This window comes from Buttiauxella sp. (assembly GCF_035271705.1).
Taxonomy (GTDB): domain Bacteria; phylum Pseudomonadota; class Gammaproteobacteria; order Enterobacterales; family Enterobacteriaceae; genus Buttiauxella.
The window spans coordinates 1-13,358 of record NZ_DATERI010000171.1; the positions used below are offsets into that span (position 1 = coordinate 1).

General features: G+C 50.8%; 12 protein-coding genes and 3 tRNA genes. 14 read left to right on the forward strand and 1 reads right to left on the reverse strand.

From position 1 onward, the window contains the following. The first annotated feature begins 44 nt into the window (after nt 1-44). The 3 genes from VJY99_RS15675 (at nt 45) to VJY99_RS15685 (ending at nt 468) form a co-directional block, all read left to right on the forward strand. Nucleotides 45-120: transfer RNA gene (locus VJY99_RS15675), tRNA-Gly, on the forward strand. Nucleotides 121-156: 36 nt separating this feature from the next. After that, nucleotides 157-232 (forward strand) — tRNA-Gly (locus tag VJY99_RS15680). Nucleotides 233-392: 160 nt separating this feature from the next. After that, nucleotides 393-468 (forward strand) — tRNA-Gly (locus VJY99_RS15685). Between the two features lie 270 nt (nt 469-738). Here the strand turns inward: VJY99_RS15685 and queG are convergent. After that, nucleotides 739-1,878, reverse strand: coding sequence for a tRNA epoxyqueuosine(34) reductase QueG (gene queG / locus VJY99_RS15690; RefSeq protein ID WP_324120090.1), 1,140 nt, complete (start codon nt 1,876-1,878; stop codon nt 739-741). On the opposite strand from queG, the gene nnr reads away from it, so the two are divergent. The 11 genes from nnr to VJY99_RS15745 form a co-directional block, all read left to right on the forward strand. Next, entirely contained in the window at nt 1,877-3,403 is a 1,527-nt protein-coding gene (gene nnr / locus VJY99_RS15695; RefSeq protein ID WP_324120092.1) for a bifunctional ADP-dependent NAD(P)H-hydrate dehydratase/NAD(P)H-hydrate epimerase, read from the forward strand. The genes queG and nnr overlap by 2 nt on opposite strands. After that, a complete protein-coding gene (gene tsaE / locus VJY99_RS15700; RefSeq protein ID WP_324120094.1) occupies nt 3,396-3,857 on the forward strand; it encodes a tRNA (adenosine(37)-N6)-threonylcarbamoyltransferase complex ATPase subunit type 1 TsaE in 462 nt (153 codons plus the stop codon). The genes nnr and tsaE overlap by 8 nt, the downstream gene beginning before the upstream one ends. Before the next feature lie 13 nt (nt 3,858-3,870). Next, nucleotides 3,871-5,217 carry an N-acetylmuramoyl-L-alanine amidase AmiB gene (gene amiB, locus VJY99_RS15705; RefSeq protein WP_324120096.1) on the forward strand — a complete coding sequence of 449 codons (1,347 nt, stop codon included), beginning with the start codon at nt 3,871-3,873 and terminating at the stop codon, nt 5,215-5,217. Nucleotides 5,218-5,226: 9 nt separating this feature from the next. Continuing rightward, a complete protein-coding gene (mutL, locus tag VJY99_RS15710) occupies nt 5,227-7,122 on the forward strand; it encodes a DNA mismatch repair endonuclease MutL (protein ID WP_324120098.1) in 1,896 nt (631 codons plus the stop codon). Continuing rightward, complete coding sequence (gene miaA / locus VJY99_RS15715) at nt 7,115-8,062, forward strand: tRNA (adenosine(37)-N6)-dimethylallyltransferase MiaA (RefSeq protein WP_324120100.1); 948 nt, start codon at nt 7,115-7,117, stop codon at nt 8,060-8,062. Before mutL ends, miaA begins: the two co-directional genes overlap by 8 nt. Before the next feature lie 102 nt (nt 8,063-8,164). Next, on the forward strand, nt 8,165-8,473 hold the full coding sequence (gene hfq / locus VJY99_RS15720) for an RNA chaperone Hfq (RefSeq protein WP_324120102.1): 309 nt from the start codon (nt 8,165-8,167) through the stop codon (nt 8,471-8,473). Between the two features lie 76 nt (nt 8,474-8,549). Continuing rightward, a complete protein-coding gene (gene hflX / locus VJY99_RS15725; RefSeq protein ID WP_324120104.1) occupies nt 8,550-9,830 on the forward strand; it encodes a ribosome rescue GTPase HflX in 1,281 nt (426 codons plus the stop codon). Nucleotides 9,831-9,904: 74 nt separating this feature from the next. Then, nucleotides 9,905-11,164, forward strand: coding sequence for an FtsH protease activity modulator HflK (hflK, locus tag VJY99_RS15730; RefSeq protein WP_324120106.1), 1,260 nt, complete (start codon nt 9,905-9,907; stop codon nt 11,162-11,164). A gap of 2 nt (nt 11,165-11,166) precedes the next feature. Continuing rightward, complete coding sequence (hflC, locus tag VJY99_RS15735; RefSeq protein ID WP_324120108.1) at nt 11,167-12,171, forward strand: protease modulator HflC; 1,005 nt, start codon at nt 11,167-11,169, stop codon at nt 12,169-12,171. Nucleotides 12,172-12,234: 63 nt separating this feature from the next. Then, the gene (locus VJY99_RS15740; RefSeq protein WP_324120110.1) at nt 12,235-12,432 is read left to right on the forward strand and encodes a DUF2065 domain-containing protein; all 198 of its coding nucleotides are present in this window, start codon (nt 12,235-12,237) and stop codon (nt 12,430-12,432) included. A gap of 102 nt (nt 12,433-12,534) precedes the next feature. After that, the coding region (locus tag VJY99_RS15745; RefSeq protein ID WP_324120112.1) for an adenylosuccinate synthase at nt 12,535-13,358 on the forward strand (824 nt) is incomplete at its 3' end.

Genomic DNA, 13,358 nt, shown 5'->3' on the forward strand with positions numbered 1-13,358 from the left:
CCGTAACGACAGAGAATTACACGTTACGACAGCAACAAATTTTTGCGGGAATAGCTCAGTTGGTAGAGCACGACCTTGCCAAGGTCGGGGTCGCGAGTTCGAGTCTCGTTTCCCGCTCCAAATTTGATTAGGCTTTTTACAGCCAGCACCACCCAAGCGGGAATAGCTCAGTTGGTAGAGCACGACCTTGCCAAGGTCGGGGTCGCGAGTTCGAGTCTCGTTTCCCGCTCCAAAATTTGATTTGGCTTTTAGCCATGCACCACCACCAAATTCGATGGATTTCGAGTTGCGGTAAGGCAGCAACTGAGCGAATCCTTAGAAGCTTACTTAAGTAAGTGACTAAGGTGAACGAAGGCAGCTAACACAGCAGCAGCTTGAAAGACGAAGAATATGCGGGAATAGCTCAGTTGGTAGAGCACGACCTTGCCAAGGTCGGGGTCGCGAGTTCGAGTCTCGTTTCCCGCTCCAAATTCTTATCTCCAGTACAAATTATCCACAACGCTAAGCAGCGTCGGTGGTGGTTTTTACGCTCCTGATAAATTTCTGTAAACAGACTTATCCACAGATCGATTCCATTCCCTTAGATCGCTAACTATTTCTTGATTTTTACATGATTATTTTAACGCATTGATTTACATCATGTTTTAAATGTTCTGAAATGTTAACTCAGCCGCTTGACGTTTTTTTTTCATTGATAACACAAGGCGTTCTAATTTTTATTCACATCCTGTGGACATGTCACGCATCACGTTTTAGCCCCTTTTCAATGACGCGAACCAGACGCTGTTTTTGCGGTAACTGGACTTCCGTGGCATCCGCGCTTCGTCTGGTTAATTGTTGCGCAATCGCCCAGTCAATGTGTTCGTCCAGAAGTGGGTGCTCACCTTTTCGCTGCTGTAGCGCTTCCAAAATCGCTTCATCCCATGGTGCATTGCCCATCGCCACAGCAATATTTCGCAGCCAACGTAAATGTCCAATCCGTCGAATCGCCGAACCTTCAGTCACGCGCAGGAAATATTCTTCAGTCCAGGTGAAAAGCTCGACCAGTTCCGGTGCATGCAACTTGCTACGCGGGCTAAAGTCGTCTTCCACCGTCAGTTGTGAAAAACGATTCCACGGGCAAATCAGCTGGCAATCGTCGCAGCCGTAAATCCTGTTTCCGATTAACGGCCTGAATTCTTCAGGAATAGCACCTTCAAGCTCAATGGTGAGATAAGAAATACAACGGCGGGCGTCGACAGTGTAGGGTTCGACTATCGCGCCTGTTGGGCAAATAGTCATGCAGGCCACGCAGCGCCCGCACTGTTCCTCGATAGCTTCATCAACAGGAAGAGGGATATCGACTAACAATTCACCCAGGAAAAAGAACGAACCTGCTTCTTGATTGAGGGTAAGTGAGTGCTTACCTGTCCAACCCAGACCGGCCTTTTCAGCCAGAGGGCGCTCAAGAAGCGGCGCTGAATCCACAAAAGGTCTAAAATTCAGCGTGGCACAGTGGGACTGGATCATTTCGCCCAATTTTTTGAGACGGTTACGCAGCAGCTTGTGGTAATCGCGTCCCAGGGCATAACGGCTGATATAACCGATTTTGGGATTTTTGAGCGTCGATGCAAACGCGGCATTAGCTGGGAGATAGTTCATCCGCACGCTAATCACACGTAATGTCCCGGGGAGCAACTCGTGAGGCCGGGCGCGCATCATGCCGTGACGAGCCATCCAGTCCATCTCGCCGTGGTATTGTTTATCCAGCCACATCTGGAGCGCGGGTTCACTGGTGGTGAGGTCGGTATCGGTAATCCCCACTTGCTGGAAGCCGAGGTCGATTCCCCACTTTTTGATATTTTGCGCTAATTGATTGAGATCGAGGGGCTGTGACATGACGGACCTGAGCCTAAAAATAACCGCCAAAAGTATACCACATTCAGTCTGGTCAGCAGACTGGTTGCGCACCGCAGAAAAGCAGGCAGCAGATGACTTAGGGTTAACGATGTATGAACTGATGCAGCGAGCAGGGGCGGCGGCGTTTAATTTAGCCCGTGAGCTTTATCCACAAAGCCAGCACTGGCTGGTGGTGTGCGGGCATGGGAACAACGGTGGTGATGGTTACGTGGTCGCTCGCCTCGCCCAGGCTGCTGGGATCCGCGTGACATTGCTGGCGCTAGAAAGTGATAAAGCGTTGCCTGAAGAAGCTGCCACTGCGCGTGAAGCCTGGCTGAATGCCGCAGGTGTCATACATGCACCGGAACATCTTTGGCCTGATGACATCGACCTGGTGATTGATGGCGTGATGGGAATCGGTCTGAATAGTGCACCGCGCGAGGCTGCCGCACAGATTATCGAAAAATGTAATCAGCACTCAGCCCCGGTCATTGCTCTTGATATTCCTTCTGGCTTGCTCGCGGAAACAGGGGCAACGCCAGGTGCGGTGATACACGCCAGCCATACCCTCACGTTTATTGCCCTCAAACCCGGTTTACTGACTGGGAAAGCGCGGGATGTGGTGGGAGAACTGCATTTCCATGCGCTCGGCCTTGAGGCGTGGTTGAGTGGACAAACGGCACCCATTTCTCGCGTGGATAGCGCGCAATTATCCGGCTGGCTGCGCCCGAGGAAACCGACATCGCACAAAGGCAGTAACGGGCGTCTGGTGATTATTGGTGGCGACCACGGAACGGCGGGGGCGATTCGCATGACGGGGGAGGCAGCATTGCGAGCAGGTGCGGGCCTTGTCAGAGTGTTGACTCGCCCTGAGAATATCGCCCCTTTGTTGACTGCACGTCCTGAATTAATGGTTCAGGAACTGACACCACATTCACTGGATGAATGTCTTGAATGGGCAGATGTCGTGGTCATTGGCCCAGGTTTAGGGCAGCAAGAATGGGGGAAAAAAGCCCTGGAAAAAGTAGAGAACAGCCGCAAACCGATGCTCTGGGATGCCGATGCGTTGAACCTTCTGGCAATCAATCCCGATAAACGTCAGAATCGCGTGATTACGCCGCATCCTGGCGAGGCTGCCCGGCTATTAAATTGCTCAGTTTCACAAATTGAGAGTGACCGCTTACTTTCTGCTGACCGCCTGGTAAAACGATACGGCGGAATTGTGGTCTTAAAAGGTGCCGGTACGGTTGTTGCCAGCCAAAATGGTGAATGCGCAATTATTGATGTGGGCAATGCTGGAATGGGCAGTGGTGGAATGGGGGATGTGCTGTCCGGAATCATCGGAGCATTGCTGGCACAGAAGTTAGCCCCGTATGATGCTGCAAGCGCTGGATGTGTTGCTCATGGGGCAGCCGCCGACATGTTAGCCCGCCGCTTCGGCACGCGTGGTATGTTAGCCACTGACTTATTAACGACGCTGTACCCTTTTGTTAACCCGGATTTGAATAGCAAAGAAAATGATTAATCGAGTTATCGCATTACCTGATGAAGCCGCGACCTTAGAACTGGGCGCGCGTATGGCTAAAGCCTGCTTTGGTGCTACCGTCATTCATCTGTATGGTGACCTTGGTGCGGGGAAAACCACATTTAGCCGCGGTTTTGTGCAGGCACTGGGTCATAAAGGAAACGTTAAAAGCCCAACATATACATTGGTGGAACCTTACACCCTCGGTGATTTGATGGTGTATCACTTTGATCTTTACCGTCTTGCCTCTCCAGAAGAACTCGAGTTTATGGGAATCCGTGACTATTTCACCAATGATGCAATCAGTCTGGTGGAGTGGCCGCAAAAAGGTCAGGGTGTGCTTCCAGAACCGGATGTCGAAATTCACCTAAGTTACCAGGCTGACGGACGCGAGGCGTGTCTGAAAGCAGTTTCCTCATCTGGTGAGTCGTTAATGGCTCGGTTTGCCAAATAGCAAGGATGACGGGATGATCTATCGCGTAAAAAGTGGGTTGATGGCGTTGTGCATACTGGTGCTGACGGCACAAGCCAGCGCCGCAAATTTAGCAGATATTCAGGTATCAAACGGTAATTCTCAGGCCAGAATTACCTTTAGTTTTATTGGCGACCCTGAATATGCTTTTTCGCAGGACGATAAGAAAAGCCTTGCCCTGGACATCAAACAAACTGGCGTTATCAAAGGTCTGCCGTTGCTTTTCAGTGGCAATAACCTGGTGAAAAGTATCCGCTCAGGGCAATCGAAAGATAGCAGTTCTTTACGCCTGGTCGTTGATCTTACACAGGCGGGTAAAACGCGTGCTGTGAAACAGCAAAATGGCGGGAATTACACGGTGGTGTTCACCATTAATGCCGATGCACCGCCACCGCCACCGCCACCGCCAGTTGTGGCCAAACGCGTTGAAGTACCCGTGATAGCACGTTCAACGGAACCCCCAAGAAATCCCTTTAGCTCGCAAAGCGTGACGGGCGCAATAAGTTCGAATACTGCGATGCATCCCGCACGTACAGAGCGTACGAAGCGCGTCAGCGCTCCATCTGATGCTTCTGATGCTGTTGTGGTAGCCATTGATGCAGGGCACGGCGGACAAGACCCAGGCGCGATTGGCCCTGGCGGCACCCAAGAGAAAAACGTCACAATCTCTATCGCGCGCAAACTGCGTTCATTGCTTAATGACGACCCGACATTTAAAGGCGTGCTGACCCGCGATGGAGACTATTTCATTTCGGTGATGGGGCGTTCAGATGTCGCACGTAAGCAGAACGCCAATATTCTGGTTTCGATTCATGCGGATGCCGCGCCTAATCGTGATGCAACGGGTGCTTCAGTCTGGGTACTGTCAAATCGCCGTGCGAATAGCGAAATGGCAGGCTGGCTTGAGCAGCACGAAAAACAATCCGAGCTACTTGGCGGTGCGGGCGACGTGCTGGCCAACAGCCAGTCTGACCCGTATCTCAGCCAGGCGGTTCTGGATTTGCAATTCGGCCATTCCCAGCGGGTTGGGTATGATGTGGCAAACAAAGTTCTGGAGCAGATGCAGCGGGTAGGCTCGTTACATAAACGTCGTCCTGAACACGCAAGCCTTGGGGTGTTACGTTCTCCTGACATTCCTTCCGTGCTGGTGGAAACTGGGTTTATTAGTAACAACTCGGAAGAGCGCCTGCTGGATAGCGATGATTATCAGCAAAAAATTGCCCAGGCTATTTATCAAGGGTTAAGGGATTATTTCCAGACGCATCCGTTACAATCTGCACCTGAATCTTCTCAGACTGCACGCTCAGGCGCGGGTATTGATCAGGTCGCGATTACTCAATAAGGATATTTCATGCCGATTCAGGTTTTGCCACCGCAACTTGCTAACCAGATTGCTGCTGGCGAAGTGGTAGAGCGCCCCGCGTCGGTGGTGAAAGAACTGGTTGAGAACAGCCTTGATGCGGGTGCTACGCGAATTGATATAGATATCGAACGCGGTGGTGCCAAGCTCATTCGCATCCGTGACAATGGCTGTGGTATTAAAAAAGATGAGCTGGCGCTGGCGCTGGCTCGTCATGCCACCAGTAAAATCGCCACACTTGATGACCTTGAGGCCATTATTAGCCTCGGTTTTCGTGGTGAAGCGCTAGCGAGTATTAGCTCGGTCGCACGGCTGACGTTAACGTCACGTACCGCTGAACAAAGTGAGGCGTGGCAGGCCTACGCCGAAGGGCGTGAGCAAGATGTGACGGTGAAACCCGCCGCCCATCCTGTTGGAACCACGCTCGAAGTACTGGACTTGTTCTACAACACGCCTGCTCGGCGCAAATTTATGCGTACCGAGAAAACTGAATTCAACCACATTGATGAGATAGTCAGACGTATTGCGCTGGCGCGCTTTGATGTGTCGATTAATCTCACGCATAACGGCAAAGTGATACGCCAGTACCGTGCAGTTGCGCAAGGCGCACCACGTGAGCGGCGCCTTGGGGCGATTTGCGGTACCGCGTTCCTCGAACAAGCATTGGCCATTGAATGGCAACATGGTGATTTGGCGTTGCGTGGCTGGGTAGCTGAACCGTCAGCGACCACGTCTGCACTGGCAGAAATCCAATATTGTTATGTGAATGGGCGCATGATGCGCGACCGTTTGATCAACCACGCAATTCGCCAGGCCTGTGAAGATAAGCTTGGAGCCGATCAACAACCGGCGTTTGTGCTATATCTTGAGATTGACCCACACCAGGTGGATGTGAATGTGCATCCGGCTAAACATGAAGTCCGTTTTCATCAGTCGCGACTGGTGCATGATTTTATCTACCAGGGTGTTCTGAGCGTCTTGCAACAACAAAGCGAAAATCGTCTACCACTGGAAGAAACAGCGGAAGATCCTCAACCACGCTGGCAGCCAGAAAACCGCGTGGCGTCGGGACGTAATCAATTTGCGACGCCCGCTCCTGCGTCAGCACATCGCGAAGCGCCATATCGTGAAACGTCACCTCGCAGTTCTGGGCCAAATATCGCTGGGGATAGCAGTAGTCGTGCGAATAAAAGTGCACCTTTGTGGCCCCATGCTGTGCCTGGATTCCAGAAGAAAGAAGGGACGTTGTACCGCGAATTGCTGAATACGCCTGCGCCCGCGTCAGAAAATCGTGTTGCTGAGCCAGAAGCATATGAAGCGTTAGACGCACATGCGCAAAGTTTTGGCCGCGTGCTGACGGTTCTTGCGCCGGATGTCGCATTGTTGGAACGCGAAGGTAAATTGATGCTGCTTTCACTGAGCGTCGCTGAACGTTGGTTGAGAATGGCGCAACTCGTACCGGGCAGTGAAGGTGCCCGGGCTCAACCGTTGCTGATTCCTGTTCGGTTGAAAGTGACCAAGGAAGAGCAGGATGTTTTGGTGAAAAATCAGCCAGTTTTGCTGGAAATGGGCATCGAATTTATCGCTGAGTCGCGTCAGTTAACAATTCGCACAGTACCTTTACCTTTGCGTAAACAAAATTTACAAATCTTGATTCACGAACTGCCAGGATACTTGGCGCAACAGACAGAGGTTAACGCAACACAGATTGCTCAATGGTTTGCTCGTCAAATGGACGGCTTTCATGAACAATGGAACCAAGCGCAGGCTATTGCCCTGCTTGCTGATGTGGAGCGTCTTTGTCCGCAGCTGGTGAAATCACCACCTGGCGGTTTGTTACAACCTGTTGATCTACAATTGGCGATGAACGCCCTGAAACATGACTGAAGTTAAGCAAAACCTGCCACAGGCAATTTTTCTGATGGGGCCGACGGCCTCTGGTAAGACAGCGTTAGCCATTAATTTGCGTAAAACGTTGCCGGTAGAGTTGATAAGCGTCGATTCGGCCCTTATCTATCAAGGGATGGATATCGGTACAGCGAAGCCAACGGAGCAAGAACTTGCCCAGGCTCCGCATCGGTTACTTGATATTCTCGATCCGGCACAGGCTTATTCCGCCGCAGATTTCCGGCGTGATGCGCTGGCCGAAATGGCGGAAATTACCGCGAGCGGACGTATCCCCTTGTTAGTAGGGGGAACGATGCTCTACTTCAAGGCATTGTTAGAAGGTTTATCGCCGTTACCCTCCGCCGATCCGCATGTTCGGGAACGGATAGAAAAACAGGCAGCAGAGCAAGGATGGGATGCGTTGCACCGTGAGTTAGCACGGGTTGATCCGGTGGCCGCTGCACGTATTCATCCAAATGATCCACAAAGACTTTCCCGTGCACTGGAAGTTTTTTTCATTTCGGGTAAAACTTTAACGGAACTGACACAAACGTCAGGAGAAGCTCTGCCTTACCAGGTGCATCAGTTCGCCATCGCCCCGGCGAGCCGTGAACTGCTCCATCAAAGAATTGAGCAGCGTTTTCATCAGATGTTAGTTTCGGGATTTGAAGCTGAAGTACGGGCTCTTTTTGCCCGTGGTGATTTGCATACGGATATGCCTTCCATTCGTTGTGTGGGTTATCGGCAGATGTGGTCCTATCTGGCGAGTGAAATTACTCATGATGAAATGGTTTATCGTGGTATTTGCGCGACGAGACAATTGGCTAAGCGGCAAATGACCTGGTTGAGAGGTTGGGAAGGTGTTCACTGGTTAGACAGTGATAATCCATCTCAGTCTTACAACGATGTAGTACAGGTAGTTAGTGCGAAGCATCAATGAATGTGTACAATTGAATCGTTATGGTGCGCAGTATCTTACGCAGTTTTTCAGAGCCACAGGGTTCTTGAGTTACAAACAACAAACATATAAGGAAAAGATAGAATGGCTAAGGGGCAATCATTACAAGATCCGTTCTTGAACGCACTGCGTCGCGAACGTGTTCCAGTTTCTATTTATTTGGTGAATGGTATTAAGCTGCAAGGTCAGATTGAGTCTTTTGATCAGTTTGTGATCCTGTTGAAAAACACGGTTAGCCAGATGGTCTATAAGCACGCGATTTCAACTGTTGTTCCGTCTCGTCCGGTATCTCATCACAGCAATAACACCGGTACTAGCGGTTCTGGCAGCTTCCACCATGGTGGAAGTGCGCAAGGTTCTGCGCCACAACAAGACAACGAAGACGCTGAATAAGGCATAACGTTGTTTTTCCAAGCCGGGGAACCAGGGATGCTGGGTTCCCCGCTGGTCTTTTTGAGAGGTTATACGCTTGTTTGACCGTTATGATGCCGGTGAGCTGGCGGTGCTGGTACACATCTATTTTACGCAAGACAAAGACAAAGAAGATCTGGAGGAGTTTGAATCCCTGGTCTCTTCAGCCGGTGTCGAAGCATTACAGGTGGTTACTGGTAGCCGTAAAGCTCCTCACCCGAAGTATTTTGTTGGTGAAGGTAAGGCAATTGAAATTGCCGATGCAGTGAAAGCCACTGGGGCATCGGTCATTTTATTTGATCATGCGTTGTCTCCAGCTCAGGAGCGTAACCTCGAAGCGCTGTGTGAATGTCGTGTCGTCGACAGAACCGGCCTGATTTTAGATATTTTTGCTCAACGTGCACGTACCCATGAAGGTAAGTTGCAGGTTGAACTGGCTCAGTTACGTCACATGGCAACTCGCCTGGTGCGCGGCTGGACCCACCTTGAGCGTCAGGGAGGGGGGATAGGTTCACGAGGCCCTGGGGAAACTCAGCTCGAAACCGACCGCCGTTTACTGCGCAACCGGATTATGCAGATCCTTGGTCGCTTAGAACGAGTCGAAAAACAGCGTGAACAAGGGCGAAGATCGCGTGCCAAGGCTGATATCCCAACTGTTTCTCTGGTGGGCTACACCAACGCCGGCAAATCCACCCTGTTTAACCAAATAACAGCGGCAGATGTTTATGCCGCAGATCAGTTGTTTGCCACACTGGATCCAACATTACGTCGAATTAACGTTACGGATGTTGGTGAAACCATACTGGCAGATACAGTAGGTTTTATTCGTCACCTGCCACACGATTTAGTGGCGGCGTTTAAAGCAACCTTGCAGGAAACGCGTCAGGCGACATTGTTATTACATATCATTGATGCAAGTGACCTCAGGATCCAGGAGAACATTGCCGCGGTTAATACCGTTCTCGAAGAGATTGAGGCCAATGAAATTCCCACGCTGCTGGTGATGAATAAAATAGATATGTTGGATGACTTTGTTCCACGTATCGACAGAGATGATGAAAATATGCCGATTCGGGTCTGGCTTTCTGCCCAGACAGGTGACGGCGTTCCACTGCTTTTCCAGGCTTTGACTGAGCGTTTATCTGGTGAAATTGCACAGCATACGTTGTGCTTGCCCCCCCAGGCTGGGCGACTGCGGAGCCGTTTTTATCAGCTTCAGGCAATAGAAAAAGAGTGGATGGAGGAGGACGGCAGTGTTGGCTTACAAATTCGTATGCCTATTGTTGACTGGCGTCGCCTCTGTAAACAAGAACCGGCACTCGCTGACTACATCGTTTAGCAAGTCAAGGGACTGTCCTGAAGACTTTTTCCCCTTATGGGGATATCACCGCACAACAAATATGGAGCATAAACATGGCGTGGAATCAGCCCGGTAATAACGGACAGGACCGCGACCCGTGGGGAAGCAGCAAACCAGGCGGCGACTCTGGGGGTAACAAAGGAGGGCGGGATCAGGGGCCTCCTGATCTGGATGATATCTTCCGGAAATTAAGCAAAAAACTCGGTGGTCTGGGTGGTGGTAAAAGCGGTGGCGGTGGTACCGGTGGTGGTTCTTCACAACTTCCTCGTCCCCACATCGGTGGCCGTATGGTTGGTATCGTTGCCGCTGTAGCTGTGGTCATTTGGGCTGCAACTGGGTTCTATACCATTAAAGAAGCTGAACGTGGTGTGGTAACGCGTTTTGGTCAATTCAGCCATTTGGTTGAGCCGGGCCTGAACTGGAAACCGACCTTTGTTGATAAAGTCACTGCTGTAAACGTTGAAGCTGTACGCGAATTGGCGGCTTCTGGTGTGATGTTGACGTCCGATGAAAACGTGGTGCGTGTCGAAATGAACGTCCAGTATCGCGTGACTGATCCACGTCACTATCTGTACAGCGTAACCAGCGCAGACGACAGCCTGCGTCAGGCAACTGACAGCGCACTGCGTGGTGTAATCGGTAAATACACCATGGATAAGATCCTCACCGAGGGTCGTACCATCATTCGTAATGATACTCAGCGCGAACTGGAAGAAACCATTCGTCCATACAACATGGGTATCACCTTACTGGACGTCAACTTCCAGACTGCTCGTCCGCCGGAAGAGGTGAAAGCTGCGTTTGATGACGCGATTTCCGCGCGTGAAAACGAACAGCAATATATCCGTGAAGCAGAAGCCTATACCAACGAAGTTCAGCCGCGTGCTAATGGTCAGGCGCAGCGTATCCTTGAAGAAGCTCGTGCTTATAAAACACAGACCGTGTTAGAAGCGCAGGGTGAAGTCGCCCGCTTCTCGAAGATGTTGCCGGAATATAAAGCCGCACCGGAAATTACCCGTGAGCGTCTGTATATCGAAACCATGGAAAAAGTGCTTAGCCATACCCGTAAAGTTGTGGTTAACGACAAAGGGGGCAACCTGATGGTCCTGCCTCTGGATCAGATGCTGAAAGGCGGCTCACAACCTGCAGCAAAGAGTGATACCAGTGCGGCGAATAACTTGTTACGCCTGCCACCGGCATCCGGCTCTAGCAGCGGTAGCGCCACACAGTCTTCATCAAGTCGAGGCGATATCATGGATCAGCGCCGTACCGATGCACAGCGCACTGATAACCAGCGCGTAGGGAGTGAATAACGATGCGTAAGTCAGTCATTGCTTTAATTATCATCGTGCTGGTAGTGCTGTTTACCTCGGTCTTCGTGGTACAGGAAGGCGAGCGCGGGATTACGTTACGCTTCGGTAAAGTGTTGCGTGATAATGAAAACAAACCCGTGGTCTATGAGCCAGGTCTGCATTTCAAAGTACCGTTCATCGAGTCGGTGAAAACCCTTGATGCGCGTATTCAGACGATGGACAACCAGGCCGATCGCTTTGTCACCAAAGAGAAGAAAGACCTGATCGTTGATTCTTACATCAAATGGCGTATCAGTGATTTCAGTCGTTACTACCTGGCAACCGGTGGTGGTGATGTTTCTCAGGCAGAAGTGCTGTTAAAACGTAAATTCAGTGACCGTCTGCGTTCTGAAATTGGTCGTCTTGATGTTAAAGACATTGTGACCGATTCTCGTGGCCGTCTGACTCTGGATGTACGTGATGCGCTGAACTCTGGTACCGCGGGCGCTGATGATGAAGTGTCAACACCTGCTGCGGATGATGCCATTGCATCGGCTGCTGCGCGTGTAACGGCGGAAACCAAAGGCAAAGTGCCAGTGGTGAACCCGAACAGTATGACGGCATTGGGCATCGAAGTGGTTGATGTGCGTATCAAGCAGATCAACCTGCCAGCAGAGGTTTCTGAAGCTATCTACAATCGTATGCGTGCAGAGCGTGAAGCTGTTGCTCGTCGTCACCGTTCACAAGGCCAGGAAGAAGCTGAGAAGCTGCGTGCTACCGCCGACTACGAAGTGACTCGTACTCTGGCAGAAGCCGAACGCCAGGGCCGTATTAGCCGTGGTGAAGGTGATGCTGAAGTTGCCAAACTGTTTGCTGACGCATTCAGTCAGGATCCAGACTTCTATGCGTTTATTCGTAGCCTGCGTGCTTACGAGGCAAGCTTCAATTCTGGTCAGGATGTGATGGTGTTAAGTCCTGATAGTGATTTCTTCCGCTACATGAAAGCACCAGCGAACAGTTCACGTTAATCTTCGCGAGTGATACAAGAGCCGGTCTAACCGGCTCTTTTTTTATTGGTGTTTGAGGGAAATATGAATTCGACTATTTGGATGGCATTAGCGTTAGTTTTAGTGCTCGAAGGACTTGGGCCGATGCTTTATCCGCGCATGTGGCGCCAAATGATTGCCGCTTTAACTCAACTTCCCGACAATACACTGCGCCGTTTTGGTGGTGGTCTAGTGGTTGCGGGTATCGTTATCTACTACATGTTGAGTCGAACCGGTGGTTGAGTCACATTGAGGATGATGATTGCCATTTTGTATACTAAAAGGGCTGATCATCGAAGAAACCGATGGTAGAATCCTTTTTTAAGCAAACGGTGATTTTGAAAAATGGGTAACAACGTCGTCGTACTGGGCACCCAATGGGGTGACGAAGGTAAAGGAAAGATCGTAGATCTTCTGACTGAACGGGCTAAATATGTTGTGCGCTACCAGGGCGGTCACAACGCAGGCCATACTCTCGTAATCAACGGTGAAAAAACCGTTCTTCATCTTATTCCATCAGGTATTCTGCGTGATAACGTTACCAGCATCATCGGTAATGGCGTTGTGCTGTCTCCTGCTGCACTGATGAAAGAGATGAAAGAGCTAGAAGACCGTGGGATTCCGGTACGTGAGCGCCTGCTGTTATCTGAAGCATGTCCACTGATCCTTGATTATCACGTTGCGTTGGATGTGGCTCGTGAGAAAGCTCGTGGTGCCAAAGCTATCGGTACTACCGGTCGTGGTATCGGTCCTGCATATGAAGACAAAGTGGCCCGTCGTGGCCTGCGCGTTGGCGACCTGTTCGACAAAGCCACCTTTGCAGACAAACTGAAAGAAGTTCTGGAATACCATAACTTCCAACTGGTTAACTTCTATAAAGTTGAAGCGGTTGATTACCAGAAAGTTCTGGACGATGTCATGGCAGTGGCTGACATTCTGACCAACATGGTAGTTGATGTGTCCGATCTGCTGGATGGGGCACGTAAGCGCGGCGACTTCATCATGTTCGAAGGTGCTCAAGGCACGTTGCTGGACATCGATCACGGTACCTATCCATACGTGACCTCTTCCAACACCACCGCAGGTGGCGTGGCAACAGGTTCCGGCATTGGTCCACGTTATGTTGATTACGTCTTGGGTATTATTAAAGCGTACTCTACTCGCGTTGG

Excerpts from the sequence above, each read along its gene's own strand:
- queG (WP_324120090.1), bottom strand. The coding sequence starts at position 1,878 with ATGTCACAGCCCCTCGATCTCAATCAATTAGCGCAAAATATCAAAAAG.
- nnr (WP_324120092.1), top strand. The coding sequence starts at position 1,877 with ATGACGGACCTGAGCCTAAAAATAACCGCCAAAAGTATACCACATTCA.
- amiB (WP_324120096.1), top strand. The coding sequence starts at position 3,871 with ATGATCTATCGCGTAAAAAGTGGGTTGATGGCGTTGTGCATACTGGTG.
- hfq (WP_324120102.1), top strand. The coding sequence starts at position 8,165 with ATGGCTAAGGGGCAATCATTACAAGATCCGTTCTTGAACGCACTGCGT.
- tsaE (WP_324120094.1), top strand. The coding sequence starts at position 3,396 with ATGATTAATCGAGTTATCGCATTACCTGATGAAGCCGCGACCTTAGAA.
- miaA (WP_324120100.1), top strand. The coding sequence starts at position 7,115 with ATGACTGAAGTTAAGCAAAACCTGCCACAGGCAATTTTTCTGATGGGG.
- mutL (WP_324120098.1), top strand. The coding sequence starts at position 5,227 with ATGCCGATTCAGGTTTTGCCACCGCAACTTGCTAACCAGATTGCTGCT.
- VJY99_RS15740 (WP_324120110.1), top strand. The coding sequence starts at position 12,235 with ATGAATTCGACTATTTGGATGGCATTAGCGTTAGTTTTAGTGCTCGAA.
- hflK (WP_324120106.1), top strand. The coding sequence starts at position 9,905 with ATGGCGTGGAATCAGCCCGGTAATAACGGACAGGACCGCGACCCGTGG.
- hflC (WP_324120108.1), top strand. The coding sequence starts at position 11,167 with ATGCGTAAGTCAGTCATTGCTTTAATTATCATCGTGCTGGTAGTGCTG.